General features: G+C 59.0%; 14 protein-coding genes. 10 read left to right on the forward strand and 4 right to left on the reverse strand.

The genetic code is table 11. From position 1 onward, the window contains the following. Window positions 1-13: 13 nt before the first annotated feature. The 7 genes from mmsB to G6L97_RS19780 all read left to right on the forward strand — a co-directional run bounded on the left by mmsB (window position 14) and on the right by G6L97_RS19780 (window position 7,984). A complete protein-coding gene (gene mmsB, locus G6L97_RS19750) occupies window positions 14-898 on the forward strand; it encodes a 3-hydroxyisobutyrate dehydrogenase (protein ID WP_013762107.1) in 885 nt (294 codons plus the stop codon). Next, window positions 895-2,850 carry an acetoacetate--CoA ligase gene (locus tag G6L97_RS19755; RefSeq protein WP_127966387.1) on the forward strand — a complete coding sequence of 652 codons (1,956 nt, stop codon included), beginning with the start codon at window positions 895-897 and terminating at the stop codon, window positions 2,848-2,850. The genes mmsB and G6L97_RS19755 overlap by 4 nt, the downstream gene beginning before the upstream one ends. 4 nt (window positions 2,851-2,854) lie before the next feature. Continuing rightward, complete coding sequence (locus G6L97_RS19760) at window positions 2,855-3,640, forward strand: 3-hydroxybutyrate dehydrogenase (RefSeq protein WP_025595201.1); 786 nt, start codon at window positions 2,855-2,857, stop codon at window positions 3,638-3,640. Window positions 3,641-3,757: 117 nt separating this feature from the next. Next, window positions 3,758-4,801, forward strand: a complete 1,044-nt coding sequence (locus G6L97_RS19765; protein ID WP_174003635.1) for a helix-turn-helix domain-containing protein — start codon at window positions 3,758-3,760, stop codon at window positions 4,799-4,801. A 152-nt stretch (window positions 4,802-4,953) separates the two neighbouring features. Beyond that, window positions 4,954-5,241, forward strand: a complete 288-nt coding sequence (locus G6L97_RS19770) for a hypothetical protein (RefSeq protein ID WP_236742485.1) — start codon at window positions 4,954-4,956, stop codon at window positions 5,239-5,241. Window positions 5,242-5,312: 71 nt separating this feature from the next. Next, window positions 5,313-5,543, forward strand: coding sequence for a hypothetical protein (locus tag G6L97_RS19775; RefSeq protein ID WP_004431981.1), 231 nt, complete (start codon window positions 5,313-5,315; stop codon window positions 5,541-5,543). A 104-nt stretch (window positions 5,544-5,647) separates the two neighbouring features. Continuing rightward, a complete protein-coding gene (locus tag G6L97_RS19780; protein WP_013762113.1) occupies window positions 5,648-7,984 on the forward strand; it encodes a glucose/quinate/shikimate family membrane-bound PQQ-dependent dehydrogenase in 2,337 nt (778 codons plus the stop codon). A gap of 80 nt (window positions 7,985-8,064) precedes the next feature. On the opposite strand, the gene G6L97_RS19785 is transcribed toward G6L97_RS19780, so the two are convergent. From G6L97_RS19785 to G6L97_RS19800, 4 genes are all read right to left on the reverse strand, one after another. Next, window positions 8,065-8,565 (reverse strand): YciE/YciF ferroxidase family protein, encoded by a 501-nt coding sequence (locus G6L97_RS19785; RefSeq protein WP_004431986.1) that lies wholly within the window; start codon window positions 8,563-8,565, stop codon window positions 8,065-8,067. Window positions 8,566-8,714: 149 nt separating this feature from the next. Beyond that, complete coding sequence (locus G6L97_RS19790; RefSeq protein ID WP_174003623.1) at window positions 8,715-9,941, reverse strand: NAD(P)/FAD-dependent oxidoreductase; 1,227 nt, start codon at window positions 9,939-9,941, stop codon at window positions 8,715-8,717. A gap of 146 nt (window positions 9,942-10,087) precedes the next feature. After that, window positions 10,088-10,648 (reverse strand): type 1 glutamine amidotransferase domain-containing protein, encoded by a 561-nt coding sequence (locus tag G6L97_RS19795; protein ID WP_076844519.1) that lies wholly within the window; start codon window positions 10,646-10,648, stop codon window positions 10,088-10,090. Between the two features lie 17 nt (window positions 10,649-10,665). Then, window positions 10,666-10,893 (reverse strand): hypothetical protein, encoded by a 228-nt coding sequence (locus G6L97_RS19800; protein WP_004431991.1) that lies wholly within the window; start codon window positions 10,891-10,893, stop codon window positions 10,666-10,668. A 44-nt stretch (window positions 10,894-10,937) separates the two neighbouring features. Between G6L97_RS19800 and G6L97_RS19805 the strand changes: the two genes are divergently transcribed. Genes G6L97_RS19805 through G6L97_RS19815 form a run of 3 tightly spaced genes read left to right on the forward strand, consistent with a single transcriptional unit; the run spans window position 10,938 to window position 13,886 of the window. Beyond that, window positions 10,938-11,201 carry a hypothetical protein gene (locus G6L97_RS19805; protein WP_076844517.1) on the forward strand — a complete coding sequence of 88 codons (264 nt, stop codon included), beginning with the start codon at window positions 10,938-10,940 and terminating at the stop codon, window positions 11,199-11,201. Continuing rightward, window positions 11,182-12,012: an N-formylglutamate amidohydrolase gene (locus G6L97_RS19810; RefSeq protein WP_076844514.1), complete on the forward strand. Its 831-nt coding sequence runs from the start codon at window positions 11,182-11,184 to the stop codon at window positions 12,010-12,012. The genes G6L97_RS19805 and G6L97_RS19810 overlap by 20 nt, the downstream gene beginning before the upstream one ends. Further along, window positions 12,009-13,886, forward strand: coding sequence for a flavohemoglobin expression-modulating QEGLA motif protein (locus G6L97_RS19815; RefSeq protein ID WP_065688874.1), 1,878 nt, complete (start codon window positions 12,009-12,011; stop codon window positions 13,884-13,886). Before G6L97_RS19810 ends, G6L97_RS19815 begins: the two co-directional genes overlap by 4 nt. Window positions 13,887-13,892 lie beyond the last annotated feature (6 nt).

Here is a 13,892-nt window from a genome sequence, read left to right on the forward strand (position 1 = left end):
GAGGAGCGTTCCCATGAAGACCGTCGCTTTTATCGGACTTGGCCATATGGGCCTGCCGATGGCCGCCAATCTCGTCAAGGCCGGTTATGCCGTCAGGGGTTTCGACCTTTCCGAGGCATGCCGCGCGGCGGCGAGGGAGGCCGGGATTCCCGTCGCTTTGGATTCTGCCGAAGCCATTGATGCGGCGGAAGTGATCGTAACCATGCTGCCGAAGGGGGAACATGTTGTTTCGGTATATGGTGATCTGGTGCAGAAAATAGCTGCCGGAACGCTTCTCATCGATTGCTCGACGGTGGATATGGACAGCGCCCTGAAGGCACATGAGCTTGCCGCTTCCGCCGGTTGCCCCTCCGTCGACGCGCCTGTATCTGGCGGTACGGGCGGTGCCAGTGCCGGCACCTTGACCTTCATGTGTGGCGGAGAGGCCGAGGCTTTCTCGGCGGCCAAGCCGGTGCTGGAAGCCATGGGCAAGAAGATCGTCCATTGCGGCAAGGGCGGCAACGGCCAGGCAGCCAAGATCTGTAACAACATGATCCTCGGCATTTCCATGATTGCGGTTTCCGAGGCCTTCGTGCTGGGCGAAAAACTCGGCCTTTCGCATCAGGCGCTGTTCGATGTCGCCTCCACCTCATCGGGTCAATGCTGGTCGCTCACCACCTATTGCCCGGTGCCGGGACCAGTGCCGACATCACCGGCGAACAATGATTATCAACCGGGTTTCGCTGCGGCGCTGATGCTGAAGGATTTGCTACTCTCGCAGGCGGCCGCGAATGGAGCCGGCGTTGCCACTCCACTCGGCGCCGCAGCATCGACGCTTTATGAGAACTTCGTGGGTGAGGGCGGTGGCGCGCGTGATTTCTCCGCAATCGTCGAAATGCTACGCGGAGGCGAGGCATGATGGACGCCACGCCGTCGGATATTCTGTGGGTACCGCCAATGGAAAGGCTGGAGCACTCGGCGCTTTTTGCCTTTGCCACAAGGACCGCATCGCTGCATGGGCTTTCGGCTGATGATTATTCCGGCCTGCTGCGCTGGTCCATTGAGGCACCGGATGCCTTTTACAATGCCCTGTGGGACGAGCTGGGGATCATCGGCACGCGCGGCGAAAGGGCCTTCAAGCCTGGCGCGACCATGCGGGAAGCCGAGTTTTATCCCGGCGCGAGGCTCAATTATGCCGAAAACCTGCTGCGCGATGCCGATGAACGGTTGGCGATCATCGCCCATCGAGATGATGGCACGCGGCGTGAAATCAGCCGCAGGCAGCTTTATGCGGATGTCTCCCGCATGGTGCAGGCGCTTGTCCACGCAGGCGTGCAGGAAGGCGATCGTATCGGCGCTATCGTCACCCACGATATCGAGGCGATCGTCGGTTATCTGGCAACGAGCGCCATCGGAGCCATCTGGTCGTCCTGTTCACCGGATTTCGGCCCGGCGGGGGCGTCCGACCGGCTCTCGCAGATCGATCCGAAAATCCTCATCGCCGTGCCGGAATACGGTTATGCCGGCAAGCGGATCGATGTCGGACCGACCATCCGCGCGGTGGTGGAAAGCGCTGCCCCTCAAAAGATCGTGCTGATTGGTGACGTTGTTCCCGCCAGCCTTTCCGATCTCGGCTGCGTGACGTTGCATGATTTCGTTTCGCCCTTTGAGCCGGGTGAAATCGCGTTCAACCGGCTGCCGGTCAAGTCGCCGCTGGCGATCCTTTATTCCTCCGGCACCACCGGCAAGCCGAAATGCATCACCCATTCCGGCGGTGGCCTGCTTCTTCAGCATATGAAGGAGCAGAAGCTGCAATGCGATATCAGGCAAGGCGAACGTTTCTTCTATTTCACCACCTGCGGCTGGATGATGTGGAACTGGCAGGTGTCCGGCCTGGCGCTTGGCGCCACCCTCGTCACCTATGACGGCAACCCGGGTTATCCGTCGCCCGCGCGGCTGATCGATCTCGTTGACGCCGAACGGATCGCGACCTTCGGAACATCGGCCAAATTTATCGACGCATGCCTGAAGGCAGGGTTGAAACCGCGCGAAACCCATGACCTTTCATCCCTTCGGACAATCCTTTCCACCGGCTCGCCGCTCATCCCGCAATCCTTCGATTATATCTATCGCGACTGGAAGGCCGATCTGCATCTCGCCTCCATTTCCGGCGGCACGGATATATGCGCCTGTTTCCTTGGCGGCAATCCGCTGCAACCTGTTCACCGTGGGGAGCTGCAGGGCGCGATGCTCGGTATGGATGTCGATACCCTGGACGACGAAGGCCATCCCGTTCGCGGCGTGGCTGGTGAGCTCGTCTGCCGCAATGCCCATCTTTCCATGCCGGTCAAATTCTGGGGCGATGAGGACGGTTCTCGTTATCAGGCTGCCTATTTCGATCGCTTCCCGGGCATCTGGGCGCATGGCGATTTTGCCGAAATGCGTGCCACCGGCGGATATGTCATCCACGGGCGCTCGGATACGACTCTCAATCCCGGTGGGGTTCGCATCGGTACGGCGGAAATCTACCGTCAGGTGGAAGCAGTGCCGGAGGTCGAGGAAGCGATTGCCGTGGGTCAGGACATTGACGGTGACCAGCGGGTTATCCTCTTCGTGCGCCTTAAAGAGGGTGCAGCGCTGACGGAGGAACTCGAAAAGACCATCCGTACGCGCATCCGCTCGGGTGCTACGCCACGGCATGTTCCGGCAAGGATCATTGCCGTCACGGCCATTCCCCGTACCCGCTCGGGCAAGATTTCCGAAATCGCAGTTCGCGACACCATTCATGGCAGGCCGGTGAAAAACACCGACGCGCTCGCCAATCCCGAAGTGCTCGAGCTTTTCCGCAACCTGCCGCAACTGAAGGATTAGGATGATGGAGGATCAACCGAAAACCGTTCTGGTCACCGGCTCCACCAGCGGCATTGGCCTTGCCATCGCCAAACGTTTTGCCGAAGCGGGATTTCTCGTCGCCGTTCACGGCATAGAAACCGTGGAGGCGGCGACGCAGGCACTGGAGGCGGTTGCGAAGGTGGCGCGGCACCGGCCGGTCTATTTTTCTGCCAACCTCGCCAATTATGACGAGAGTGCACATCTGCCGGAAACCGTCATCGCCGAATTCGGTCACATCGACGTGCTCGTCAACAATGCCGGTATCCAGAAGGTCGCGCCGATCGACGAATTCGATTTCGCCGATTTCTCCCATATTGTCGCGATCTCCCTCGACAGCGCTTTTCATACGATCCGTGCAGCCCTGCCGGGCATGAAGGAAAGGGGTTGGGGGCGCATCGTCAATATTGCTTCCGCGCACGGGTTGCGCGCCTCACCCTTCAAGGGTCCCTATGTGGCGACGAAACATGCCGTGGTGGGCCTGACGAAAAGCGTGGCGCTGGAAGTGGCCGAACTTGGCATTACCTGCAACGCCATCTGCCCCGGTTACGTCTGGACGCCGCTCGTCGCGGCGCAGGTTGCCGATCAGGCGCGCCTGCACGGCATGGGCGAGGATGAGGTGGTGAAGAAGGTGATGCTTGCGCCGCAGCCGACGCGACGTTTCGTGCAGCCGGAGGAAGTGGCGGAGATGGCGCTTTACCTCACCGGCGATATGGCGCGCTCCATCACCGGCACCACCATTTCCATCGATGGCGGCTGGACCGCTAAATAATTTTCGCGCATCCGGCTCAAGCGAACGATCTGCCATCCTTCCGGTATTGTGAGGCGATTTCAATACTGTATAGTTTTGCGTGCGGCGGGGTCAGCGCCGTGTTCACGGAACAGCGGTATTATGAACACAGGGTTTTCGGAAGCTCCGTTAGCGCGCTCGCGTTTCGATACACGCCATGTGCCGAAGCGCGACGCCATGGCGCTGTGGCGCGATTCGATCAACGTGCTTTTTGATGCCCGCCTGCGCAGATCGCAGGATGACGGTTTTTTTGCCAGTGTCGATGCCGCCTTCATCGGCAATGTCGCGCTTGGCCGCACCCAGTCCTCGGCGCAGGATTTCGACCGCTCGCGCCACAAGATTGCCCGGGACGGGATGGACGGCTTTCTCCTGCAATTTTACGCCAGCGGCCAAAGCATGTCGCGGCGCGGAGCGGGCGAGACTGCCGGCCCGGGCGATCTCCACATCATTGACATGGCGCAGCCGCTGGCCACAGCCACAACCGATCACGATCATCTGAGCCTTGTCGTGCCGCGCCGGCTGCTGGAAGGCAGGCTCATCGGTTCCGGCAATAATCACGAGCGCGTGCTGCCGGCCGGTTTGCCCCTGGTATCTCTGCTGCGGGAAACGATGACCAGCGTTTACCGCCACTTTGACGTCATGAACGCCAATGATGGCGCGGCCGCGGTCTCGCCATTGCTGGAGCTTGCCGCGGCTGCCATCAATAATCATGTCCGGGAAGACAATGCGCAGGGTGTTCAGCGGGCGCTGCGAGCATCCATCAGGCGCTATATCGACAATCACCTGCTCGATCCGGCCTTGTCGGTGGAAAAGGTCATGGGCGAGTTCGGCGTATCGCGACGCACCGTCTACCGGCTTTTCGAACCGCTGGGCGGGTTTTCGGCCTGCATCACCCATAGGCGCCTCGAACGGGCAATGGATTTCCTGCGGGCGCCGCAGTCGGCCCATATGACGATAGCTGAGGTGGCGGCGTCCTATGGCTTCACCAACCCGGAAAATTTCAGCCGCGTTTTCAAGAAGACCTTCGGCCTGTCGCCGCGTCAGATGCGGCATTTCGCATCCGAAAACCGCGATACCATACCGGATATTATCAAACCGGATAGCGCAGAGTGGACACGCTGGATCGTGCAGCTCGGTCGCTGACGCGATTGTTTCGAAGCCGATCTGACACTGTATGACGGAATGTTGGCACAATCCGACCATTCGTTCCGCTTGGACCTTCGCAGGGATGCGCTTGCGCGGCGGGCGTGCCACAGTGCGGACGTTGTTTTTAATAGATATTTCGCCTGACAATCATGATGATACGAATTCTCAATTTTCTGGAGATGCTGCCCGTATGGCGGGTGCGTCGCCGCGACACGACGAGATACCTCGAAGCCGCCGGCGACCAATGCGACTTTGAAACGGCGGGACCACCACTGTGGCTGTCGATTTCTGAAAACCCGCCGGACATCCAGTGTGAAACGGAAGACGTCAATCGCCGGCCACCATTCTCGTGGCTGGGGATTGGGCAAAGTTTCAGCGCGGTCGATGAGTTCGACGGTGCCGGTTGCGATAGACTTGCGGTCGCAGAGTACGGCTAAGCTGATTTTGCTGTCTGGAACAAACTGTGTCCCTGTGAATTAAATCAACAGGATTATAGGGAGTGAGAGACATGGCCAGAGAAAATACCAGCTATCTTGGCGGTCGGCATGATCCGAAAAATGAAACGGCAACGCGGGCGCGGCAAGGGGTAAAAGGACGTCCAGTTCTTGTCATTCTGGTTGTCAGTCTGCTCCTCGCGCTGGTGGTCTGGACGGTCGTCGAATATGCGGTTTTCGAACCCGACGAGAACCGGCCGCAAAACGCTCAGACGGAGACTGCGCCGGCGCCACAAAACCCATAACCATCATGCCGTGAAATTTTTCACGGTGAATGTTGAGTTTGTATGGAACCAGATTGCCCCCAATTCCATTTCACGCAAAGTGACAGGAATCGGGGGTTTCATTCATGGCAGTCACCGTTACTGCGGTTATTCTATCGCTGATCGGCCTTGCGCTGTTCGGTTTCGGCTCTCAGCTCGTCATGTTGGGCGGGAGCTTCTATTACGTCCTTTCCGGTATGGCCTTCCTGTTGACAGCCATTCTGCTGTTCAAGCGTAACCGGGCAGCTCTCCACGTCTATGCCGTCTTCATTGTCGCGACACTCGCCTGGGCCCTCTGGGAAGTGGGTTTCGACTGGTGGCAGCTTGGGCCGCGGGGTGGCATAGTCATTCTTATCGGCTTGTGGTTGCTGGTGCCCTGGGTCAGGAAGCCTCTCGGTTTTTCAAGCCCGACAGGGCTGAATTACGGCCCGAATGCCTGGCCACTCGCGCTATCGGTTCTCGCCTCCATTGTGGTGGCGGGATATTCGATGGCGCAGGATCCGCATGACCAGGCAGGGTCCTTGTCTGAGGAGAAGGTGGCGTCCGCTCCGATCTATGGCGGCGACGTACCGGATGGCGATTGGCATCAATACGGCCGCACGCCTTATGGCCAGCGCTATTCGCCGCTGACGCAGGTCAATGTCGATAATGTTTCGCAGCTGAAGGAAGCGTGGCGGTACCAGACAGGCGACGTGAAGCTACCGGATGATGTGGGTGAAACCACCTATCAGGTAACGCCGCTCAAGATCGGCAATACGCTTTATATCTGCACGCCGCACAATTGGGCGATCGCCATCGATGCCGCCACCGGCAAGGAAAAGTGGAAATACGACCCCAATGTCGGTCTTAACCCGGACCGCCAGCACCAGACGTGCCGCGGTGTTTCCTATTATGCCGAACCCAATGCCGCACAGGGCACCGCCTGCGCCCAGCGCGTTTACCTGCCGACCTCGGATGCGCGGCTGATTGCGCTTGATGCAGCGACCGGTCAGATCTGCACATCCTTTGCGGATCAGGGCGTGCTGCATCTGGAACAGGGCATGAAATACAATCCTGCCGGTTATTATTATTCGACCTCGCCGCCCGTGATCGCGGCGGGCAAGATCATCATCGGCGGTGCGGTGAACGATAACTACTCCACGCAGGAACAGTCCGGCGTCATCCGTGCGTTCGATGTGAACAGCGGCGCACTCATCTGGAACTGGGATTCCGGCAATCCGGAAAAGACCGAGCCGATTGCCGCAGGCGAAACCTACACTACCAACTCGCCGAACAGCTGGTCCGTGTTGAGCTACGACGAGGGGCTTGGCCTCGTTTACGTACCCCTCGGCAATCAGGTGCCGGACCAGCTCGGTATGGGTCGCAGCGAGAATGTGGAGAAATATTCCTCCTCCATCGTGGCGCTCGATATCAATACCGGCAAGGATCGCTGGGTGCGCCAGACGGTTCATCACGACCTCTGGGATATGGATGTGCCGGCCCAGCCGGTGCTGCTCGACATCACCAAGAACGGTCAAAGCGTTCCCGCACTCGTGGGCCCTACAAAGCAGGGCGATATCTACGTTCTGGACCGGCGCACGGGTGAGCCGCTTCTGCCGATTACGGAAGAACCGGCACCGGGCGGTACAATCCCTGAGGACTTCAGCTCCCCGACTCAGCCAACGACGGCGCTGTCGTTCAAGCCGGAGCCGCTGAAGGAAAAGGACATGTGGGGCGTCTCCATGTTCGATCAGCTCGCCTGCCGCATCCGCTTCCATCAGCTGAACTATCAGGGCCGCTATACGCCGCCCTCGCTGAACGGCTCCATCATCTATCCCGGCAATTTTGGCACGTTCAACTGGGGCAGCGTCGCGGTCGATCCCGAACGTCAGGTCATGTTCGGCATGCCGACATACCTTGCCTTTACCTCGCAGCTCGTGCCGCGCGCCGACATCCCGCCGAAGGGCCAGGACGAGAAGGGCAGTGAGCAGGGGCTGAACCGCAATGACGGTGCGCCCTATGGCGTCTTCATGGGACCGTTCCTCGGTCCGCTGAAAATCCCCTGCCAGGCACCTCCGTGGGGTTATGTCGCTGGTGCCGACCTGCGCACCGGCGATATCGCATACAAGCACAAGAACGGCACGGTCCATGACATGACGCCGCTGCCGTTGCCCTTCAAGGTGGGCGTACCGGGCATTGGCGGGCCGATGATTACCAAGGGTGGCGTGGCCTTCCTCGGTGCTGCCGTCGACAACTATCTGCGCGCCTACAACCTCACCACCGGCAAACAGCTCTGGGAAGCACGTCTGCCGGCTGGCGGGCAGGCAACGCCCATGACCTATGCGCTGGATGGCGGCAAGCAATATGTTGTGATGGTTGCGGGTGGTCACGGCTCGGTTGGAACCAAGCCGGGCGACTATGTGATCGCCTATACCCTGCCGTAAAACGAGGCGGATTCAATCAAACAAAAAAAACCGGAATGGATGACCATTCCGGTTTTTGCTTGTGCAGTTGGAAAAGGCGATCAGGCCGCCTTTTTCTGTGCTGCGGCATTGATCGATGTCTTGGCAAGCGCGCTCAGCGCATCGTCTGTCTTGGACTCTTCCTTCAGCGTCGCATCCAGCAGGGTAACGGCATTGGCATGACCAAGCTTTTCGGCCCATGCCTTCAGGGTGCCATAACGGGCGATTTCGTAATGTTCGACCGCCTGAGCCGAGGAAATGAGACCGGCATCGAGAGCTGCGGTGCCCTTGAAATCGTCCATAATCTCTTCGCCCTCGGCAATGATGCCCTGGATAGCTTCGCAGGTCTTACCCTGCGCCCGCTTGCCGATGATCTCGAACACTTCCTGCAGGCGTTCGATCTGGCCCTGCGTTTCTTCCTTGTGCTTTTCGAAGGCCTGTTTCAGCTTCGGGTCTGTCGCTGCCCGCGCCATTTTCGGCAGAGCTTTAAGGATCTGCCTTTCGGCGTAATAGATATCCTTCAGCGTATCGTAAAACAGGTCGTCGAGTTTTTTCTCGGCCATTGGTTCTTCTCCCATGGTGTGAAAGTGCGTGATGTACGCCATTGCGCACGGGAGACAAACCTTTCGAAGCCCCTATGGTTCCGGCTCTGTTGCGCGCAACGTTTTATATTCCAGCAGAAGCTCCGCCGCGTATAGGATGACGAGCGGCATCAGTCGAAACGGAAGAGATCGGCGTCGGGGTCCTTGCCACCATTAACGGCGGCGGCGACTATCTCGGCGGCGATCTGGCTGAAGGTGATGCCGTTGCCGCCAAAGCCCATGACGGCATAAACGTTCTTCATGCCGGGAACCGCGCCGATCAGCGGCAGGCCCGTGGTGGTCGTGCCGAAGCCGGCCGCCCAGCGATATTCGGGTTCGCCGATGTCGACGCCAAGAAGCTTTTCGATCTTGCGTTTGATTGCATCCGCCTTGGAGGCAAGCTTGCTCTCAGACAGGTAGGATGTGGAGTTCTCTTCATCCTCACCACCGGCAATAAGGCGCTCATCCCGGTCGGTGCGCAGGTAGAGATAGGGATCTGAAGCCTCCCAGAGGATGTGGCTATTCAGCCAGTCCGGCAGATCGATACCCTTCGCACTCGCCAGCGCCCAGGTGGAGATGATCTGGTGTTTCGGGCTTTCGAGCGATTTCAGGAACTCGTATCCGGTGCAGAAAACGATATTGCGCGCGGAAATGATTTTGCCGTGTGCTGTGGCGACGACCACCTCGTCACCGAGATTTCGAAGATCGGTGATTTCAAGTTGTGAAACGATCTCCGCGCCGGCGCCTGCTGTGTGGCGCAACAGGCCCGCCGTCAGCTGCGCCGGATTGGCGGAAGCGGAGATATCGCTGAGGATCGCCCCTGTCCGCTCAATCGCATAGTCGTTTTTAAGTTTTGCGGTGTCGAGAAAGCGGGCTTCGATCCCGGCCTCTTCGCGCGCTGCCGCTTCGGCCTTCAATGCACGCAAACCCATCTCGTCTCCGGCAAGATAAAGCGCCTGTTTGCGCGCCATGCTGCAGGAAATGCCAAGCGAAGAAACGATTTCCTCCAGCCGCAACACGGCGCGCGCGGAGCGCTGCCACGCCCGATCAGCAGCATCCTTGCCGATCATCTTTCTGAGCTCGATAAGGGGTGTGTCGATCTCGTGCTGTATCATCGCAGTGCTGGCGACACTGCTGCCCATCACCGGATCACGCCGGTCGACGATCAGCATGGATTGCCCCGGTCTCTGCAACGCATGGGCGGCAAGCGCGCCGCTGATGCCGGCGCCGACGACGATCGTATCGTAATGGTCGGAACTCGGGGTGTTCCTGGTGCGGAGGCCTATGCGTGGCGTGTCGGCCCAAAGGGGTTTCGATTCCCTGAGGTCGCGTTCCTTCGTCAGTTCCGATGTGGGCATGGAGTTTTCCTGAAAGGTGCAGGGCATTTACGGTGGAAATGCCTGGCGGGTTACGTCTGGAAAATGCGAACAAACAAAGACAGAGAGCGCATCCGGCCATTTTGGATAGGCCGGATGCGCTCTGGTTTTTTTCCGCTTTACTGCCCTTAGGCAGCGCGGCGCTCGTGGTTGCCTTCTTCGACCTCCTCGATGATTTTGGCGACGAAGGCGTCCAGATCATCGGGGCTGCGAGACGTGATGATGCCCTTATCGGTCACAACCTTTTCGTCCTTCCAGTTGGCGCCGGCATTTTTCAGGTCGGTTTTGATCGACCAATATGAGGTCGCGTCGCGACCGCGCAGGGCATCAGCTTCAACCAGAAGCCAAGGGGCATGGCAGATGGCAGCCACGACCTTGCCGGATTTGACGAAATCGCGCACCACGCGCATTGCATCCTCGTCGTGACGCAATACGTCGGGATTGATCTGGCCGCCGGGCATGACGAGTGCATCGAAATCATTGGCGCTTACGTTCTTCGCGGAAATATCGACGGCGATGCTGTCACCCCAGTTCTTTTCGTCCCAGCTCTTGATCTCACCATCCTTGATCGAGGCGATCTTGACGTCCGCGCCCTTGGCCTTCAGCTGATCATAGGGCACGCGCAGTTCCGAACGCTCATAGCCGTCCGTTGCGAGAATGACGATTTTTGCAGTGTTGATGGCAGTCATGTCTGTTTCCTTCCTGTTTATCTGTTTTCGTCTTTGTCCGAATTCACGGAGGGCAGAAAAAACTCCACATCCTCACGGCGCTCCGGATCGAGCTTTTCGATATTCGTTTGCCAGAAGGTCTCGGCTTCTGCCGGTTCGTCTTCCCATTGGCGCACGAAGGTCTTGTTGTCGTCGATCATGACCTGACGGGTGCCGCCGAGCCGCAGATATTCTTCTGCAAGTTTACGCGTTTCGGTCTTTTCCATGTCGCGGTTCCTTGTGCGTGGAAAGCGGGGACGGAGGGCGCCGGATGGGTAAGAAGCTCGGCTGCCATTTCGTTGGCCACCGGGAGAAAACGGAAAAATCCCGATGTTCTTCAGCGCCATCGTGTCCGTTTGACACGGCGGCTCTCCTGCCAGAACAACGTGAGCTTTCCGGTATGGTTCCGCATTTTTTCAGGCGGATTCTTGCCGAGGACAAATGTATCGCGCGCAATTTTTATCGGAACAAACCGGCAAGTCGTGCTGTTTTACCCCAGATGCAGGGGAGGCAGCATGACAGCCAGACACAGTGACGGCGAGTATCGCGGCAACGACGAAAACAAGGGTTTCTGGTCGATCGACTTCGGCAATTCACCGATCATCGGCACGGCCATTCATGATGGTCATCTCATTCGTCCGGACATAGCCTCGCTGATGGCTCTTTCCGCCGACCAGCGGCTGAGAGAGGAAGACCCTTTTACCGGCGAGATGATCGCGGGGATGACAAACCGCATTGTCGTTCACCATTCGCGTTTCGAAATCGATCTCAACCGGTCCGCCGATCAGGCAGTTTATCTGAAGCCGGAACAATCCTGGGGGCTGGAGGTCTGGAAACAGGAGCCGCCGGAAGAGGCCACCCGGCAATCGCTCGATTTTCATGCCGACTATTACGCAATGCTCGAAGCAGTTGTTTCAACCGTCGAGCGGCGGCATGGTGCTTTTGTCGTGCTGGACATACACAGCTACAATCATCGCCGGCAGGGCGCTACAGCGCCGCCAACGCCACAGGCGGAAGCGCCTGATATCAATATCGGCACATTTTCCATGGATCGCAGCCGCTGGAGTGACGTCGTCAGTGCGGTGGGCCATCATTTCGCGACAGCCACCATCGGCGGACGCCGCCTTGATGTACGCGAGAACGTCGCCTTTCAGGGCAAGGGTGAGCAGACCCGGTTTATTCACGAGCGTTTTGCGCAGAACGGCTGCGCCATCGCAGTGGAGTTCAAGAAATTCTTCATGGACGAGTGGACCGGTAAGCCGGATAAGCGCGTTGTTTCCGATATTGGCGACGCTATCACCGCACTTCAGCCGGTACTCGAAGAGTGCCTGAGGGCGCGGCGATGAACGTCTCCTCGGCGCGTAGTGAACCGTTACCGGTTATCGAGCTGGTAGACGATGTCGTCGCCTGCCTTGAGGCCGGCAAAGCCGTCCGTCGTGATGTCGGAAAGAACGGCCGGCTGCATATCGACCGGCCGCTGCCGTTTCTTTGCCTGCATCTGACCGGTGGCTCGAAGGACCTTGCGGCCCGCGATATCGCCTCTGCGCATGCATCTTATCTGATCGCATCGAGCATTCAGGAGGCTGCACCCCTGATTGCAGCCGTCGGCATGGCCATGCGCGAACGTTTCGGCGCCTTCATGGTTCTCGATATCGGCGAACTGGAACACGACATTCTGCTCGCTGACGATTCACCTTTCCTGCCGCATTATGAGGTTTCCGTCTCTGCAACATCTGAGCCGGAAACGCAAAGTGCCCGCCGTGTTTTCATCAAGGCGGTTTGTGATGCCGAAGTGCGTTTCCGCACGCCCCGCATAACCCGGCCCGAACCGGATGCCGATCCGATCCTCAGATTTCAAAATGCCGGGCTTGATTTTCCCTGCATCAGCGTGCGTTTCGCGCCGATCTACCGACAGCCTGAATCCGGCGCCGATTATCCCGGCCTGCGCGAGACGATGATTGCGGATATTTTCGATGCCGGCCTTCAGGCCTTCTCGTCATTCGCTGCCGGTAAAGACGCACTCAAGGTTACCAGCCATCGCGCGCTCGGCCGCAAGGCCTTCGTTGATGCCGTCAGACGCGCCGATCGCTCAATAGACGACATCGTCTCGTCCTTTGATTTTCTTCTGTCCGTGACGCCGATCAATGCCCGCCGGGCCTTCGAGGAATTTCGCGATGGCAGCTTCCAATATGCGCCGCGCCTGCTTTACCGGCCGCTCGGCGTTGACGTCGAGGAGCAGAAACGCAAGCTCTATTCCGTCGTTTTCGATCATCTGGAAGACCCGGTGCTCTATCATCTCTACCGGGAGAAACAGCAGGAGATCGATCTGCAACTGACCATGCTCGCCAATCTGCATCGCCGTACTTTCACCGATTTCTCCCGCGCCCTTTACGGTGCCGTCGAACCCACGCTTCTGACGCTGGCGCTCAAGGTGCTTGCCGATTGCCCACGCAAGGATGAGAGCGGCGAAATCGCCATGGTCGATTGTTATGCGGTCGCCAAAAAATCGCGCGAGATGATCGAGACCTATCTGGCGGAGGAGCCGGAATTCAAGGCGCGTGTCGAGATCAGGGATGACCTGCCGCCTGGCCTGATGGTGACGGGCGAGAAGCTCCTGATTTCTCGCCACACCGTCATGGAACAGCGCCGGGTCGAAGCGCTGCTGTCGCATGAGATCGGCGTGCATCTCCTCACTTATTTCAATGGGTCGTTTCAGGGCCTCCGGCTCTTCCGCACCGGCCTTTCCGGTTACGAAGGCGTGCAGGAAGGGCTGGCAGTGCTGGCAGAACATCTGGCCGGCGGCATGACGCGCGAGCGCCTGCGGCTGATCGCCGGCCGTGTCGTCGGCTGCGCCGCCATGCTGGACGGCGCGACTTTTGTTGAGACGTTCCGGACTATGACCCGCGATCATGGTTTCGACGAGGCTGGCGCCTTCAACATGGTTTTGCGCATCTATCGTGGCGGCGGTCTTTCCAAGGACGCGATCTATCTGCGTGGGCTTGCGGAGGTGCTGGAGCATCTGCGCAAGGGTGGCGCGCTCGATCCGTTCTGGATGGGCAAGATCGCCGCTGCCCATTTCCCGGTGATGCAGGAGCTTGCCTTGCGCGGCCTCTTGCGTCCGCCGGGCGTACGTCCCGCTTTTCTGCTGCCGGCCAAGGCCAATGAGCGGCTGGAAAAGATACGGGCCGGATTATCCATCGCCGAACTGGCGACATTGTAATATTAC

Source organism: Agrobacterium tumefaciens, from assembly GCF_013318015.2.
GTDB lineage: Bacteria > Pseudomonadota > Alphaproteobacteria > Rhizobiales > Rhizobiaceae > Agrobacterium > Agrobacterium tumefaciens.

Excerpts from the sequence above, each read along its gene's own strand:
- mmsB (WP_013762107.1), top strand. The coding sequence starts at position 14 with ATGAAGACCGTCGCTTTTATCGGACTTGGCCATATGGGCCTGCCGATG.
- G6L97_RS19755 (WP_127966387.1), top strand. The coding sequence starts at position 895 with ATGATGGACGCCACGCCGTCGGATATTCTGTGGGTACCGCCAATGGAA.
- G6L97_RS19760 (WP_025595201.1), top strand. The coding sequence starts at position 2,855 with ATGGAGGATCAACCGAAAACCGTTCTGGTCACCGGCTCCACCAGCGGC.
- G6L97_RS19770 (WP_236742485.1), top strand. The coding sequence starts at position 4,954 with ATGATGATACGAATTCTCAATTTTCTGGAGATGCTGCCCGTATGGCGG.
- G6L97_RS19775 (WP_004431981.1), top strand. The coding sequence starts at position 5,313 with ATGGCCAGAGAAAATACCAGCTATCTTGGCGGTCGGCATGATCCGAAA.
- G6L97_RS19780 (WP_013762113.1), top strand. The coding sequence starts at position 5,648 with ATGGCAGTCACCGTTACTGCGGTTATTCTATCGCTGATCGGCCTTGCG.
- G6L97_RS19785 (WP_004431986.1), bottom strand. The coding sequence starts at position 8,565 with ATGGCCGAGAAAAAACTCGACGACCTGTTTTACGATACGCTGAAGGAT.
- G6L97_RS19790 (WP_174003623.1), bottom strand. The coding sequence starts at position 9,941 with ATGCCCACATCGGAACTGACGAAGGAACGCGACCTCAGGGAATCGAAA.
- G6L97_RS19795 (WP_076844519.1), bottom strand. The coding sequence starts at position 10,648 with ATGACTGCCATCAACACTGCAAAAATCGTCATTCTCGCAACGGACGGC.
- G6L97_RS19800 (WP_004431991.1), bottom strand. The coding sequence starts at position 10,893 with ATGGAAAAGACCGAAACGCGTAAACTTGCAGAAGAATATCTGCGGCTC.
- G6L97_RS19805 (WP_076844517.1), top strand. The coding sequence starts at position 10,938 with ATGGGTAAGAAGCTCGGCTGCCATTTCGTTGGCCACCGGGAGAAAACG.
- G6L97_RS19810 (WP_076844514.1), top strand. The coding sequence starts at position 11,182 with ATGACAGCCAGACACAGTGACGGCGAGTATCGCGGCAACGACGAAAAC.
- G6L97_RS19815 (WP_065688874.1), top strand. The coding sequence starts at position 12,009 with ATGAACGTCTCCTCGGCGCGTAGTGAACCGTTACCGGTTATCGAGCTG.